Genomic DNA, 13,266 nt, shown 5'->3' on the forward strand with positions numbered 1-13,266 from the left:
GTCAGGCGGCCGGGTTGCCGTTCGAGCCGTTCGAGGTCAGCAGGGCCTGGGACAGCTCCGCCGCCACCTGCTGGAGCAGGGGCACCATCCGGTCGGTCGCGGCCTCGGTGACACGGCCCGCGGGGCCGGAGATGGAGATGGCCGCGGCGGTGGGGGAGTCCGGCACCGAGACGGCCAGGCAGCGGACGCCGATCTCCTGCTCGTTGTCGTCGATCGCGTAACCCTGGCGCCGCACCTCCTCGAGCGCCGCGATGAAGCCGTCCGGAGTGGTGATCGTCTTGTCGGTCGCGGCCGGCATGCCGGTACGGCCCAGCAGTGCCCGCACCTCGTCCGCCGGGAAGTCCGCGAGCAGCGCCTTGCCCACGCCCGTGGAGTGCGGCAGGACGCGCCGGCCGACCTCGGTGAACATCCGCATCGAGTGCTTGGACGGCACCTGGGCGACGTACACGATCTCGTCCCCGTCGAGCAGGGCCATGTTCGCCGTCTCGCCGGTCTCCTCCACCAGGCGGGCCAGGTGCGGGCGCGCCCAGGTGCCCAGCAGCCGGGAGGCGGACTCGCCGAGGCGGATCAGGCGGGGGCCGAGCGCGTAGCGCCGGTTGGGCTGCTGGCGTACGTACCCGCAGGCCACGAGCGTCCGCATCAGGCGGTGGATGGTCGGCAGCGGCAGCCCGCTGCTCGCCGAGAGCTCGCTCAGGCCGACCTCGCCCCCCGCGTCCGCCATCCGTTCGAGCAGGTCGAAGGCGCGCTCCAGGGACTGGACGCCGCCGGTGGCGGACCTGGCGGAGTCGGTGGTGCTGGCGCTGGACGTCGGCACGGCACGTTCCTTTCGGGGCTGGCGGGAGGAAAGAAGCGTACCCGGCGGCCGGTTGACTACCGGCTTGTACGTAGCTACGTTCTGCTTGCTGGAATTCTAATTCCGCTTTGTGGAAACGTCCAGGGCTGAGCCGTGGGCGTGCCCGCACAAAGGGTGCCTCTTGACGGCACGGAGGCGGGAATGAAGACTCCTTCGACAGGAGACTTCAACAGAACGTTGAAGAAACTCGGCGGCAGAAAGAGGGGTTTCGGGTGTCCGGAGCTGAACTGGTGCTGCGCTCGACGCGCGTCATCACCCCCGAGGGGACACGCGCCGCGTCGATCGCGGTGACCGGTGAGAAGATCACGGCGGTCCTGCCGTACGACGCCCCCGTCCCGGACGGCGCCCGGCTCGAGGACGTCGGCGACCATGTCGTCCTGCCGGGCCTGGTCGACACCCACGTGCACGTGAACGATCCCGGCCGCACCGAGTGGGAGGGCTTCTGGACCGCCACCCGCGCCGCGGCCGCCGGAGGCATCACCACCCTCGTCGACATGCCGCTCAACTCCATCCCGCCGACCACCACGGTCGACAACCTGCGCACCAAGCGCGAGGTCGCCGCCGACAAGGCGCACATCGACGTCGGCTTCTGGGGCGGCGCCCTGCCGGACAACGTCAAGGACCTGCGCCCGCTGCACGAGGCCGGTGTCTTCGGTTTCAAGGCGTTCCTGTCGCCGTCGGGGGTGGACGAGTTCCCGCACCTCGACCAGGAGCAGCTCGCCCGGTCCCTGGCGGAGATCGCCGCCTTCGACGGCCTGCTGATCGTGCACGCCGAGGACCCGCACCACCTGGCCGCCGCCCCGCAGCAGGGCGGCCCCAAGTACTCCCACTTCCTCGCCAGCCGCCCGCGCGACGCCGAGGACACCGCGATCGCCACCCTGCTCGCGCAGGCCAAGCGGTTCAACGCCCGTGTGCACGTCCTGCACCTCTCCTCCAGCGACGCCCTGCCGCTGATCGCCGAGGCCCGCGCGGACGGCGTGCGGGTGACGGTCGAGACCTGCCCGCACTACCTCACCCTCACCGCCGAGGAAGTGCCGGACGGCGCCAGCGAGTTCAAGTGCTGCCCGCCCATCCGCGAGGCCGCCAACCAGGATCTGCTGTGGCAGGCGCTGGCGGACGGCACGATCGACTGCGTGGTCACCGACCACTCGCCGTCCACCGCCGACCTGAAGACCGACGACTTCGCCACCGCCTGGGGCGGCATCGCCGGGCTCCAGCTCAGCCTGCCGGCCATGTGGACCAAGGCTCGCGAGCGCGGTCTGGGGCTGGAGGACATCGTGCGCTGGATGTCCGTGAACACGGCACGCCAGGTGGGTCTCGACGGCCGCAAGGGCGCCATCGCGGCCGGACACGACGCCGACTTCGCCGTCCTCGCCCCCGACGAGACCTTCACCGTCGACCCGGCCGCCCTCCAGCACCGCAACCGCGTCACCGCGTACGCGGGCAAGACCCTGTACGGCGTCGTGAAGTCCACCTGGCTGCGCGGCACGCGCGTCGTGGCGGACGGCGCGTTCACCGACCCGAAGGGACAGCTCCTCGACCGGGCCTGACGTGCCCGGACACTCCCTGAATCCAGTACCCCCCGAACAGCCCCGAAAGGAACACCTGATCACCGTGACGGCCCAGCAGAACACCTCGTTGGCCAGCTTCACCGGCGACGCCCAGCCCTACGGAGGCGGCGACCCGTACGCGGACTACCGCACCGCCGACCTTCCCTTCACCCAGTACGCCAACCTTGCCGACCGGCAGCTCGGCGCGGGTGTCGTCGCCGCCAACGACGAGTTCTTCGCCCAGCGCGAGAACCTGCTGGTGCCCGGGCCCGCCGAGTTCGACCCCGAGCACTTCGGGCACAAGGGCAAGGTCATGGACGGCTGGGAGACCCGCCGTCGCCGCGGCGTCTCGGCCGAACAGCCCTGGCCCACCGAGGAGGACCACGACTGGGCGCTGATCCGCCTCGGCGCCCCCGGCGTCATCCGCGGCATCGTCGTCGACACCGCCCACTTCCGCGGCAACTACCCGCAGGCCGTCTCCGTCGAGGGCGCCTCGGTCGCCGGTTCCCCGTCGCCGGAGGAACTGCTCGCGGACGACGTGAAGTGGACGACCCTCGTCCCGCGCACCGCGGTCGGCGGCCACGCGGCCAACGGGTTCGCCGTCTCGGCCGAGCAGCGCTTCACCCACCTGCGCCTCAAGCAGCACCCGGACGGCGGCATCGCCCGCCTGCGCGTGTACGGCGAGGTCGTCCCGGACCCCGCCTGGCTCACCGCCCTCGGCACCTTCGACGTGGTCGCCCTGGAGAACGGCGGCCAGGTCGAGGACGCCTCCAACCTCTTCTACTCGCCGGCCACCAACACCATCCAGCCGGGCCGCTCCCGCAAGATGGACGACGGCTGGGAGACCCGCCGCCGCCGCGACCGGGGCAACGACTGGATCCAGTACCGCCTGGTGGACCGCGCCCAGATCCGCGCCATCGAGATCGACACGGCGTACCTGAAGGGCAACAGCGCGGGCTGGGCGTCCGTCTCCGTCAAGGACGGCGAGGCGGGCGAGTGGCGCGAGGTGCTCACGCGCACCCGGATGCAGCCCGACACCAACCACCGCTTCGTGCTGCCCGAGACGGCCGTCGGCACCCACGCGCGCGTGGACATCTTCCCCGACGGCGGCATCTCCCGGCTGCGCCTGTTCGGCTCCCTGACCGAGGACGGCGCGGCCCGCCTCGCCGCCCGCCACCAGGAACTGGGCGGCTGACCCGCCGCTCGGCACAGACCCGCGGGGCGCACCGGCAGGACAGCACCGGTGCGCCCCGCGCGCATGTCCGCAAGGGGTCACGCGGCGTGGCCGCCGTCCACCGCGAACTCCGCGCCGGTGACGTACGAGGCGGTCGCCAGGTACGCCACCGTCGAGGCCACCTCGTCCGCCGTGCCGAAGCGGCCCAGCGCCGTCATGGCCGCCTGCCCGTCCGCGTAGGGGCCGTCCGCCGGGTTCATGTCGGTGTCGATCGGTCCCGGGTGCACGATGTTCGCCGTGATCCCGCGCGGGCCCAGCTCCCGGGCCAGCGCCTTGGTCAGCCCGATCAGCGCCGACTTGCTCGTCGCGTACAGCGTCCCGCCGGGCCCCGGCACCCGCTGGGTCATGCAGGTGCCGACGGTGATGATCCGCCCGCCCCCGGTCATGCGGGCCGCGGCCGCCTGCGAGGCGAGGAAGACGCCGCGGACGTTCACCGCCAGCAGCCGGTCGACGTCGGCGGGGGAGAGGCTCTCCAGCGGGCCGAGCAGTCCGAGGCCCACGTTGTTGACCAGTACGTCGAGGCCGCCGCCGAGCGCCGTGGCGGCCCGCTCGACCGCCCCCGCCGCCTCGTCCGCGTCGCCGGAGTCGGCGCGCAGGGCCACCGCCCGGCGCCCCAGCGCCCGGACGGCCCGTACGACGTCCTCGGCCGCGTCCTTGCCGTTCACGTAGGTGAGGGCCACGTCCGCGCCCTCCCGTGCCAGCCGCAGGACGGTCGCCGCGCCGATGCCCCGGCTGCCGCCGGTCACGAGTGCTGTGCGGCCGGTCAGGGGAGCGGTGGCGGTGGCGAGTGGGTTCGTGTGCGTGTTCGTGTTCATGGGTCCATCCCAGCCGGGTCGCCGTGCCCGTGCTGGCGGTGAACGGACGTCGACCTGAGCGGTGCCCCGCCCGTGTCGAACAGTGGTGTGAACACGCGGAAAACACATATGACGTCCCGGGAAACTCCACCGTCTTGTCATTGACATGCCACTGTCTACGCGCGTCATCATGAGCGCATGCGATTCCCCCCACGCGCCGCTCGGCTCGGCGCAGCAGCCGCAGTCCTGTCCGCCCTCCTCGTGGGCGGCACCGTCTCCGCGACCACGGCCGGCGCCGCCCCCGCGGCGGTCGGCGACATCTGCTACAGCGACCTGCCCTCCCAGGCGCACGACACGCTCGACCTGATCGAGCAGGGCGGTCCCTACCCGTTCGAGCAGGACGGGACCGTCTTCCAGAACCGGGAGGGCATCCTGCCCAGCCAGTCCTCCGGGTACTACCACGAGTACACGGTGATCACGCCGGGCTCCGACACGCGCGGCGCCCGCCGGATCGTCACCGGTGAGGAGAACCAGGAGGACTACTACACGGCCGACCACTACGCGTCGTTCGACCTCGTCGACCACGGCTGCTGAGAACCGGCCCGCCGACTCACCGGGCCTTGCGGCTCTCGGCGGCGGCGAACAGCGCGCCGCCGAGGGCGAGCAGCACGACGCTCGCGTAGACCTCGTAGCCGTCCAGGACGCCGATCCGCTGCACCAGACCGACGTTCCAGTCGGTGAACTCGTGCACCAGGCCCATCGCGCCCTGGAGCACGGCGAGGAAACCCAGGAACTCCAACAGTTGCTTCATGATCCCGACTCTCGCCCCGCGGTCCCCCCACACACATCGGCCGCGGGGCGAGTCCTGCCCGACGGAAGGAGCCGGCGCACGCGCAGCGCGCGCCCAAAGTCGCCGCTCGCGCGACTTTGGTCGACGGTCCCCGCCGACCGGCGGTTCCGGGCACCGCTCCTGCGTAGATTTGTCGACTGTGAACAGTGACGAGCAGCCCACCGTGCCCCCGGCCTTCGCGAAACGGCGCTGGGTGCTGCCGGCGGCGCTGGTCGAGGACCTGTACCCGCAGCCCCGGCGGCCCGGCGGCCGTCCCCGGCGCACCGCGCGCGACTGGGTCGTCGACTTCGCCTGCTTCCTGCTCGCCGTCACCCTCGGCCTCCTGACCGCCGACGCGCTGGACCAGGAGCCGGACCTCTCACCCGCCATGGCCGTCGCGGACCAGCTGATCGGCGCCCTGGCCTGTGCCCCTGTGCCGGCGGTGCAGGGAGCCGATCACCTTCCCCGTGGCCACCTCCAGGGCCGCGAACAGTGTGGTGGTGCCCGCGCGCACGTAGTCATGGGTGACCCGCTGCGGGACACCCGGCATCATCGGCAGCACCGGCTGGGACCGGTCGAGCGCCTGGATCTGCGACTTCTCGTCGACGCAGAACACCAAGGCCCGCTCGGGCGGGTCCAGATAGAGGCCGACGACGTCGTGGACCTTGTCAACGAAGTACGGGTCCGTGGACAGCTTGAAGGTCTCGGTGCGGTGCGGCTGCAGGCCGAACGCCCGCCAGATCCGCGACACGGTCGACTGCGACAGGCCCATCTCCGTGGCCATCGCCCGCGTCGACCAGTGGGTGGCGTTCTTCGGCGCGGTCTCCAGCGTTTTGGTCACCACAGCGGCGACCTGCTCGTCGGTGACCGTCCGGGGCCCGCCGGAGCGGGGCATGTCACCCAGCCCGGCGATCCGGTGCTCGACGAACCGCTTCCGCCAGCGGCCCACCGCATGCGGTGTCGAACCGAGCTGGGCGGCCACGTCCTTGTTCGACGCACCGGTCGCGCAGGCCAGGATGATCCGGCACCGCAAAGCCCACGCCTGCGGGGTGGAACGGCGCCGCACCCATCCCTCCAGCGCAGCCCGTTCCTCATCCGACAGGACCAACTCGGCCTTCGGCCGCCCAGTACGCGCCACCCCACAACCCTATACATCTGAACAGAATTCCTGACTCAGAAGACTAGGAGGGGAGCGTCTCGGGGACCTCCGCCAGCCGTACGGGTCTGCGCTCGCGGCGGGAGACGTCGCAGGCCTCCGCGATCCGCAGGGCCTGCAGCGCCTCGCGCCCGTCGCAGGGGTTGGCCCGCTCGCCGCGCACCACCTGCACGAACGTGTTCAGCTCGGCCTCGTAGGCGGGCCCGAAGCGCTCCACGAAACCCGTCCACGGCTTGTCGGCGGCCGGGGGACCGGTCGGCTCGGTGGACGCGATCGGCGTACGGTCGTCCAGGCCCACGACGATCTGGTCCAGCTCCCCGGCCAGCTCCATGCGGACGTCGTACCCCGCCCCGTTCAGCCGCGTCGCCGTCGCCGTCGCCAGCGTGCCGTCGTCCAGCGTGAGCAGCACCGCGCCCGTGTCCACGTCGTCCGCCGCGCGGAACATCGGCGGACCGGCGTCGGACCCGGCGGCGTACACGTCGGCGACCTCCCGCCCGGTCACCCAGCGCAGGACGTCGAAGTCGTGGATGAGCGTGTCCCGGTAGAGACCGCCGGACTGCGGCAGGTACTCGGCGGGCGGCGGGGTCTGGTCGCTCGTCACCGCCCGTACGGTGTGCAGCCGGCCGAGCCGCCCGGACCGCACCGCCTCCCGGGCCCCGGTGTAGCCGGTGTCGAAGCGGCGCTGGAAGCCCATCTGGAGGATCGTCCCGGCGGCCTCCACCTCGGCGATCGCCTGTAACGTGCCGGGCAGGTCGAGGGCGATGGGCTTCTCGCAGAACACCGGCAGCCCGGAGCGGGCCGCCCGTCCGATCAGCTCCGCGTGGGCCGGTGTCGCCGTGGTGATCACCACCGCGTCCACGCCCCACTGGAAGATCTCGTCCACTCCCGGTGCCGCCGTCTCGCCCAGCCGGTGCGCCAGGTCCTGGGCCCGCGCGAGGTCGGCGTCCGTGAGGATCAGGGACCCGACGTCGCGGTGGCGGCTGAGCGTGTTGGCGTGAACGGTACCGATGCGGCCCGTTCCGATGACCCCGATGCGCATGGAATCAAAGTGGGCTCACAGCCGCTCCCTGTCAATGCGTATGTCCGGACAATCGAACTACACAACTTCCCGTCATCTGCGCACGGAGCTACGCTCGGCCCGTGCCGAAACCAGAAGTGGACCCGACCGTGTCGCTGGACCTCAGCGTGGATCGCAGCAGCCCCGTGCCGCTGTACTTCCAGCTGTCGCAGCAGCTGGAGGCCGCGATCGAGCACGGCGCGCTGACCCCCGGCAGCCTGCTGGGCAACGAGATCGAGCTGGCCGCGCGGCTCGGGCTGTCCCGGCCCACCGTCCGCCAGGCCATCCAGTCGCTCGTCGACAAGGGCCTGCTCGTGCGCCGCCGCGGCGTCGGCACCCAGGTCGTGCACAGCAAGGTCCGGCGCCCCCTGGAACTCAGCAGCCTCTTCGACGACCTGGAGGCGGCGGGCCAGCGCCCGGCCACGAAGGTCCTGGTCAACACCGTCGTCCCGGCCACCGCGGAGATCGCCGCCGCGCTCGGCGTCGCCGAGGACAGCGACGTGCACCGCATCGAGCGGCTGCGGCTGACGCACGGCGAACCGATGGCGTACCTGTGCAACTACCTGCCGCCCGGCCTCGTCGACCTGGACACCGGGCAGCTGGAGGCCACCGGCCTCTACCGGCTGATGCGCGCCGCCGGGATCACCCTGCACAGCGCCCGGCAGTCCATCGGTGCCCGCGCCGCCACCACCGGTGAGGCGGAGCGGCTCGCCGAGGAGGCGGGCGCCCCGCTGCTCACGATGGAGCGCATCACCTTCGACGACACGGGACGCGCGGTCGAGTTCGGCACCCACACCTACCGGCCGTCCCGCTACTCCTTCGAGTTCCAGCTGCTCGTGCGGTCCTGAGCGACCGCGTCCGGGGGCGGCTCACGCGGCTCCCGGCGGCGGCCGCCACCGACGGCTCCCGGCGGCGGCTTCCACCGTGCGGGTTCGTCGCAATGTCCGGACAATGTGACCCTCGGCCGGTCCCCGGAGGCAAAGGCTCCGCTTGTGTGTCGGACAATGGGGCGTTTGGGGTTTCCAGAACCCGGTCGGGGTGGTGACAGGCCCCGCACGCACAGCACGGCACAGCAAGAAGGGCACGGCCTCGTGGCACGGTTTCGGACATGGGTGGGCATCGCGCTGGCAGGGGCACTCTCGGTGTCCCTGGCAGGTTGCAGCAGCACCGGCGGCAAGCGCGCCGAGGACGCCCGCAAGGCCGCGTCGGCCGAGGGCAGGGCGGCGGTGGACACCCCCCGCTGGACCTTCGCGATGATCACCCACTCGGGTGACGGCGACACCTTCTGGGACATCGTCCAGAGCGGCGCCGAGCAGGCCGCGCTCAAGGACAACATCAACTTCCTCTACTCCCACGACGACGAGGCGCAGCAGCAGGCCCAGCTCGTGAACGCGGCCATCGACAAGAAGGTCGACGGCATCATCGTCACGCTCGCCAAGCCCGACGCGATGAAGTCCGCCCTCGCCCGCGCGCACAAGGCGGGCATCCCCGTGATCACGGTGAACTCCGGCTCCGCGGAGTCCAAGGAGTTCGGCGCCCTCACCCACGTCGGCCAGGACGAGACGATCGCGGGCGAGGCCGTGGGCGAGGAACTGAACCAGCGGGGCCGCGAGCAGGCGATCTGCGTGCTCCACGAGCAGGGCAACGTCGGCCACGAACAGCGCTGCGACGGCGTGGAGAAGACCTTCGACGGCAAGGTCCAGCGGCTCTACGTCAACGGCACCAGCATGCCGGACGTGCAGTCCGCCATCGAGGCCAAGCTCCAGACCGACACGTCCGTCGACGCCGTGGTCACCCTCGGCGCCCCCTACGCCGACACCGCAGTCAAGGCCAAGCAGGGCGCCGGCAGCAAGGCCGAGATCGACACCTTCGACCTCAACGCCAAGGTGGCGGCCGGGCTGGAGGACGGCACCCTCGGCTTCGCCGTCGACCAGCAGCCCTACCTCCAGGGCTACGAGGCCGTCGACCTGCTGTGGCTGTACAAGTACAACGCCGACGTCCTCGGCGGCGGCCGTCCGGTGCTCACCGGGCCGCAGATCATCACCAAGGACGACGCCGCCGCGCTGGCCGACTACACGAAGCGGGGCACCCGATGAACGCCACGCAGGTGAAGGAGGCCGACGAACGGCTTCTGCGGACCTCTCCGCTGCGCAAACTCCTGGGCCGCCCCGAGCTGGGCTCCGTCGTCGGCGCGATCGCCGTCTTCGTCTTCTTCGCGTTCTTCGCCGACAGCTTCCTGCACGCCGCCAGCCTCAGCACGGTGCTCTACGCCGCCTCCACGATCGGCATCATGGCCGTCCCGGTGGCGCTGCTCATGATCGGCGGCGAGTTCGACCTGTCCGCGGGCGTCATGGTCACCTCCTCGGCGCTGGTGTCGTCGATGTTCAGCTACCAGATGACCGCCAACGTCTGGGTCGGCGTCGGCGTGTCACTGCTGGTCACCCTGGCGATCGGCGCCTTCAACGGCTTCATGCTCACCCGCACCAAACTCCCCAGCTTCATCATCACGCTGGGCACCTTCCTCATGCTGACCGGCCTGAACCTGGGCTTCACCAAGCTCATCGACGGCACCGTCTCCACCAAGTCGATCGCCGACATGGAGGGCTTCCCCTCCGCCCGCGACGTCTTCGCCTCCACGATCACCATCGGCGGCGTCGGCTTCAAGGTGACCATCCTGTGGTGGCTCGCCCTGGTCGCCGTCGCCAGCTGGATCCTGCTGCGCACCCGCGCGGGCAACTGGATCTTCGCGGTCGGCGGCAACAAGGACGCCGCCCGCGCGGTCGGCGTCCCGGTCACCAGGACCAAGATCGGCCTCTACATGGGCGTGGGCCTCGGCGCCTGGATCTCGGGCCAGCACCTGCTCTTCTCCTACGACGTCGTCCAGTCCGGCGAGGGCGTCGGCAACGAGCTGATCTACATCATCGCGGCCGTCATCGGCGGCTGTCTGATCACCGGCGGCTACGGCAGCGCCGTCGGCTCGGCGGTCGGCGCGCTCATCTTCGGCATGACCAGCAAGGGCATCGTCTTCGCCGAGTGGAACCCCGACTGGTTCAAGTTCTTCCTCGGAGCGATGCTGCTCCTCGCGACCCTGCTCAACGCCTGGGTCCGCAAGCGCGCGGAGGCCACCACATGACGCAGACCGAAGGCCGCACGGCGCTCGTCGAGCTGTCCGGCGTCAGCAAGAACTACGGCAACGTACGCGCCCTCGAAGGCGTGACCCTGGAGGTCCACGCCGGGGAGATCACCTGCGTCCTGGGCGACAACGGCGCGGGCAAGTCCACTCTCATCAAGATCATCTCCGGGCTGCACCAGCACGACGGCGGCACGCTGAGCCTGGACGGCGAGGAGACCCGTCTGTCCTCCCCGCGCGAGGCCCTGGACCGCGGCATCGCCACCGTCTACCAGGACCTGGCCGTCGTCCCGCTCATGCCGGTCTGGCGCAACTTCTTCCTCGGCTCCGAGCCGCGCAAGGGCGTCGCCCCGTTCAAGCGCATGGACGTCGACCACATGCGCCGCACCACCCACGCGGAACTGCTGCGCATGGGCATCGACCTGCGCGACGTCGACCAGCCCATCGGCACCCTCTCCGGCGGCGAGCGCCAGTGCGTGGCCATCGCCCGCGCCGTGTACTTCGGCGCGAAGGTCCTGGTCCTCGACGAACCGACGGCGGCACTGGGGGTGAAGCAGTCGGGTGTGGTCCTCAAATATGTGGCGGCGGCACGTGACCAGGGCCTGGGCGTCGTGCTGATCACCCACAACCCACACCACGCGTACCTGGTGGGGGACCGGTTCGTGCTGCTGAAACGGGGCACGATGGTGGCCAATCAGATGCGTGACGAGGTCACACTGGACGAGCTGACCCAGCAGATGGCCGGTGGAACGGAGCTGGACGATCTACGCCATGAACTGGAACGCCGCTAGGGGCGCGGGCTGTGTTGTTTGCGGCTCCGCGGCGTGGGCGCGACCAGCCACGACGCACCCGCACCCGGCAAAGAACCGTTGCACCCACCCCCTGTCCCATTCGGCACCCGGCACACCCGTGCGGCACAATCGCACCCGATGAGCACCTACCGCGACTTCACCGCCCCCATCGGCTCCCGCCGCGCCCCCGTCCTGCGCACCGTGGGCACGAGGGAACGCCGCTCCCACCTGACGGCGCCCCGCGTGCCCACGGTCGGCATCGACATCGGCGGCACGAAGGTCATGGCGGGCGTCGTCGACGCCGACGGCAACATCCTGGAGAAGCTCCGCACGGAGACCCCGGACAAGTCCAAGAGCCCGAAGGTCGTCGAGGACACGATCGTCGAGCTGGTCCTGGACCTCTCCGACCGGCACGACGTGCACGCCGTCGGCATCGGCGCGGCCGGCTGGGTCGACGCCGACCGCAACCGCGTGCTGTTCGCCCCCCACCTGTCCTGGCGCAACGAACCGCTGCGCGACCGCATCGCCGGCCGCCTCGCGGTCCCCGTCCTGGTGGACAACGACGCCAACACCGCGGCCTGGGCCGAGTGGCGCTTCGGCGCCGGGCGCGGCGAGGACCACCTCGTCATGATCACGCTCGGCACCGGCATCGGCGGCGCGATCCTGGAGGACGGCCAGGTCAAGCGCGGCAAGTACGGCGTCGCCGGCGAGTTCGGGCACATGCAGGTCGTCCCCGGCGGCCACCGCTGCCCGTGCGGCAACCGCGGCTGCTGGGAGCAGTACAGCTCGGGGAACGCCCTGGTCAGGGAGGCCCGCGAGATGGCCGCCGCCGACTCGCCGGTGGCCTACGGGATCATCGAGCACGTCAAGGGCAGCATCGGCGACATCAGCGGCCCGATGATCACCGAACTGGCCCGCGAGGGCGACGCCATGTGCGTCGAGCTGCTCCAGGACATCGGACAGTGGCTCGGCGTCGGCATCGCGAACCTCGCCGCGGCCCTCGACCCGTCCTGCTTCGTCATCGGCGGTGGCGTCAGCGCCGCCGACGACCTGCTGATCGGTCCCGCGCGCGACGCCTTCAAGCGCCAGCTGACCGGCCGCGGCTACCGTCCCGAGGCCCGTATCGTCCGGGCCCAGCTCGGCCCCGAGGCCGGTATGGTGGGCGCCGCCGACCTGGCCAGGCTGGTCGCCCGCCGGTTCCGCCGCGCCAAGCGGCGCCGGGTGGAGCGCTACGAGCGCTACGAGCGGTACGCCGAGGCCCGCCGCACGTCCCAGGAGTCGCTGTGACGGAATCCCTGCCCCACCAGCCCGGCCCTCCGGAGCCGACCGGTCCGGCCGCGGAGGGCCGTCGGCACATGATCCGCCGGCGCGCGCTCACCCTGATCACCATCGTGCTGCTCATCGGCGTCCCGGCCGGCTACCTCGCGATCTCCGCGAGCCAGAGCCGGGACAGCGGGCGGGACAAGGAGGCGAAGTACGCGGCGACCGGCATGACCGAGGGCTGGCCCTCCAAGCTGCAGCGCCGCATCTACGAGGTGCCCGTCCCGGTGCCCTCCGAAGAGGTCGCGTACTACGAGACGAACAACTGGAAGACCAGCCGGCTCTACGTCCAGTTCGAGACCACCGCTGCCGGACTCGACGTCTTCCTGGCGGGCCTGGGAGTCGACCGGGACGCGCTGAAGAAGGGCAGGATCGCGATCAGCGACCGCGCCCAGCGGGTCACCGGCTGGGAGTTCGGCGGGTCCGGCTCCTGGTGGGGTGTCGTCAACGAGCAGGAGAACCCGGCGCCGACCCAGGACGTCGTCGTGAACATGGAGAACCCGGACTACCCGATGGTGTACGTCGTCTCGCACACCGTTCCGTAGGACCGGT

At 71.2% G+C, this 13,266-nt stretch carries 13 protein-coding genes and 1 pseudogene; 9 read left to right on the forward strand and 5 right to left on the reverse strand.

Annotated elements, in window-relative coordinates; genetic code table 11:
- Position 1 precedes the first annotated feature (1 nt).
- Entirely contained in the window at positions 2 to 814 is an 813-nt protein-coding gene (gene allR / locus ACGH52_RS30860; RefSeq protein ID WP_059300394.1) for an allantoin degradation transcriptional regulator AllR, read from the reverse strand.
- 251 nt (positions 815 to 1,065) lie between these two features.
- On the opposite strand from allR, the gene allB reads away from it, so the two are divergent.
- Together allB and alc are read left to right on the forward strand one after the other, a co-directional pair.
- The gene (gene allB, locus ACGH52_RS30865; protein WP_059300393.1) at positions 1,066 to 2,403 is read left to right on the forward strand and encodes an allantoinase AllB; all 1,338 of its coding nucleotides are present in this window, start codon (positions 1,066 to 1,068) and stop codon (positions 2,401 to 2,403) included.
- 64 nt (positions 2,404 to 2,467) lie between these two features.
- Complete coding sequence (gene alc, locus ACGH52_RS30870) at positions 2,468 to 3,598, forward strand: allantoicase (protein ID WP_399944036.1); 1,131 nt, start codon at positions 2,468 to 2,470, stop codon at positions 3,596 to 3,598.
- Positions 3,599 to 3,675: 77 nt separating this feature from the next.
- On the opposite strand, the gene ACGH52_RS30875 is transcribed toward alc, so the two are convergent.
- Positions 3,676 to 4,452 carry an SDR family oxidoreductase gene (locus ACGH52_RS30875; RefSeq protein WP_121703661.1) on the reverse strand — a complete coding sequence of 259 codons (777 nt, stop codon included), beginning with the start codon at positions 4,450 to 4,452 and terminating at the stop codon, positions 3,676 to 3,678.
- A gap of 177 nt (positions 4,453 to 4,629) precedes the next feature.
- Between ACGH52_RS30875 and ACGH52_RS30880 the strand changes: the two genes are divergently transcribed.
- Entirely contained in the window at positions 4,630 to 5,025 is a 396-nt protein-coding gene (locus tag ACGH52_RS30880) for a ribonuclease domain-containing protein (RefSeq protein ID WP_059300390.1), read from the forward strand.
- 16 nt (positions 5,026 to 5,041) lie between these two features.
- Here ACGH52_RS30880 and ACGH52_RS30885 read toward each other — a convergent pair whose 3' ends face one another.
- The 3 genes and pseudogenes from ACGH52_RS30885 to ACGH52_RS30895 all read right to left on the reverse strand — a co-directional run bounded on the left by ACGH52_RS30885 (position 5,042) and on the right by ACGH52_RS30895 (position 7,455).
- On the reverse strand, positions 5,042 to 5,242 hold the full coding sequence (locus ACGH52_RS30885; protein WP_399944041.1) for a hypothetical protein: 201 nt from the start codon (positions 5,240 to 5,242) through the stop codon (positions 5,042 to 5,044).
- Positions 5,243 to 5,690: 448 nt separating this feature from the next.
- A pseudogene (locus ACGH52_RS30890) lies at positions 5,691 to 6,398 on the reverse strand (IS630 family transposase); the annotation flags it as partial.
- Positions 6,399 to 6,441: 43 nt separating this feature from the next.
- Entirely contained in the window at positions 6,442 to 7,455 is a 1,014-nt protein-coding gene (locus tag ACGH52_RS30895; protein ID WP_059300386.1) for a Gfo/Idh/MocA family oxidoreductase, read from the reverse strand.
- Between the two features lie 128 nt (positions 7,456 to 7,583).
- Between ACGH52_RS30895 and ACGH52_RS30900 the strand changes: the two genes are divergently transcribed.
- The 6 genes from ACGH52_RS30900 (at position 7,584) to ACGH52_RS30925 (ending at position 13,259) form a co-directional block, all read left to right on the forward strand.
- Positions 7,584 to 8,321, forward strand: a complete 738-nt coding sequence (locus ACGH52_RS30900; RefSeq protein WP_121703674.1) for a myo-inositol degradation transcriptional regulator — start codon at positions 7,584 to 7,586, stop codon at positions 8,319 to 8,321.
- A gap of 243 nt (positions 8,322 to 8,564) precedes the next feature.
- A complete protein-coding gene (locus tag ACGH52_RS30905; RefSeq protein WP_076977022.1) occupies positions 8,565 to 9,569 on the forward strand; it encodes a sugar ABC transporter substrate-binding protein in 1,005 nt (334 codons plus the stop codon).
- The gene (locus tag ACGH52_RS30910; protein ID WP_121703656.1) at positions 9,566 to 10,606 is read left to right on the forward strand and encodes an ABC transporter permease; all 1,041 of its coding nucleotides are present in this window, start codon (positions 9,566 to 9,568) and stop codon (positions 10,604 to 10,606) included. The genes ACGH52_RS30905 and ACGH52_RS30910 overlap by 4 nt, the downstream gene beginning before the upstream one ends.
- Positions 10,603 to 11,394 carry an ATP-binding cassette domain-containing protein gene (locus ACGH52_RS30915; protein ID WP_059300382.1) on the forward strand — a complete coding sequence of 264 codons (792 nt, stop codon included), beginning with the start codon at positions 10,603 to 10,605 and terminating at the stop codon, positions 11,392 to 11,394. The genes ACGH52_RS30910 and ACGH52_RS30915 overlap by 4 nt, the downstream gene beginning before the upstream one ends.
- Before the next feature lie 138 nt (positions 11,395 to 11,532).
- Positions 11,533 to 12,681, forward strand: a complete 1,149-nt coding sequence (locus ACGH52_RS30920; RefSeq protein WP_059300381.1) for an ROK family glucokinase — start codon at positions 11,533 to 11,535, stop codon at positions 12,679 to 12,681.
- Positions 12,678 to 13,259: a sugar kinase gene (locus ACGH52_RS30925; RefSeq protein ID WP_107487871.1), complete on the forward strand. Its 582-nt coding sequence runs from the start codon at positions 12,678 to 12,680 to the stop codon at positions 13,257 to 13,259. Before ACGH52_RS30920 ends, ACGH52_RS30925 begins: the two co-directional genes overlap by 4 nt.
- Positions 13,260 to 13,266: the final 7 nt, after the last annotated feature.

This window comes from Streptomyces sp. BBFR25 (genome assembly GCF_044590125.1).
GTDB classification, from domain to species: domain Bacteria; phylum Actinomycetota; class Actinomycetes; order Streptomycetales; family Streptomycetaceae; genus Streptomyces; species Streptomyces canus_D.

Excerpts from the sequence above, each read along its gene's own strand:
- ACGH52_RS30875 (WP_121703661.1), bottom strand. The coding sequence starts at position 4,452 with ATGAACACGAACACGCACACGAACCCACTCGCCACCGCCACCGCTCCC.
- ACGH52_RS30880 (WP_059300390.1), top strand. The coding sequence starts at position 4,630 with ATGCGATTCCCCCCACGCGCCGCTCGGCTCGGCGCAGCAGCCGCAGTC.
- ACGH52_RS30885 (WP_399944041.1), bottom strand. The coding sequence starts at position 5,242 with ATGAAGCAACTGTTGGAGTTCCTGGGTTTCCTCGCCGTGCTCCAGGGC.
- ACGH52_RS30895 (WP_059300386.1), bottom strand. The coding sequence starts at position 7,455 with ATGCGCATCGGGGTCATCGGAACGGGCCGCATCGGTACCGTTCACGCC.
- ACGH52_RS30910 (WP_121703656.1), top strand. The coding sequence starts at position 9,566 with ATGAACGCCACGCAGGTGAAGGAGGCCGACGAACGGCTTCTGCGGACC.
- ACGH52_RS30915 (WP_059300382.1), top strand. The coding sequence starts at position 10,603 with ATGACGCAGACCGAAGGCCGCACGGCGCTCGTCGAGCTGTCCGGCGTC.
- ACGH52_RS30920 (WP_059300381.1), top strand. The coding sequence starts at position 11,533 with ATGAGCACCTACCGCGACTTCACCGCCCCCATCGGCTCCCGCCGCGCC.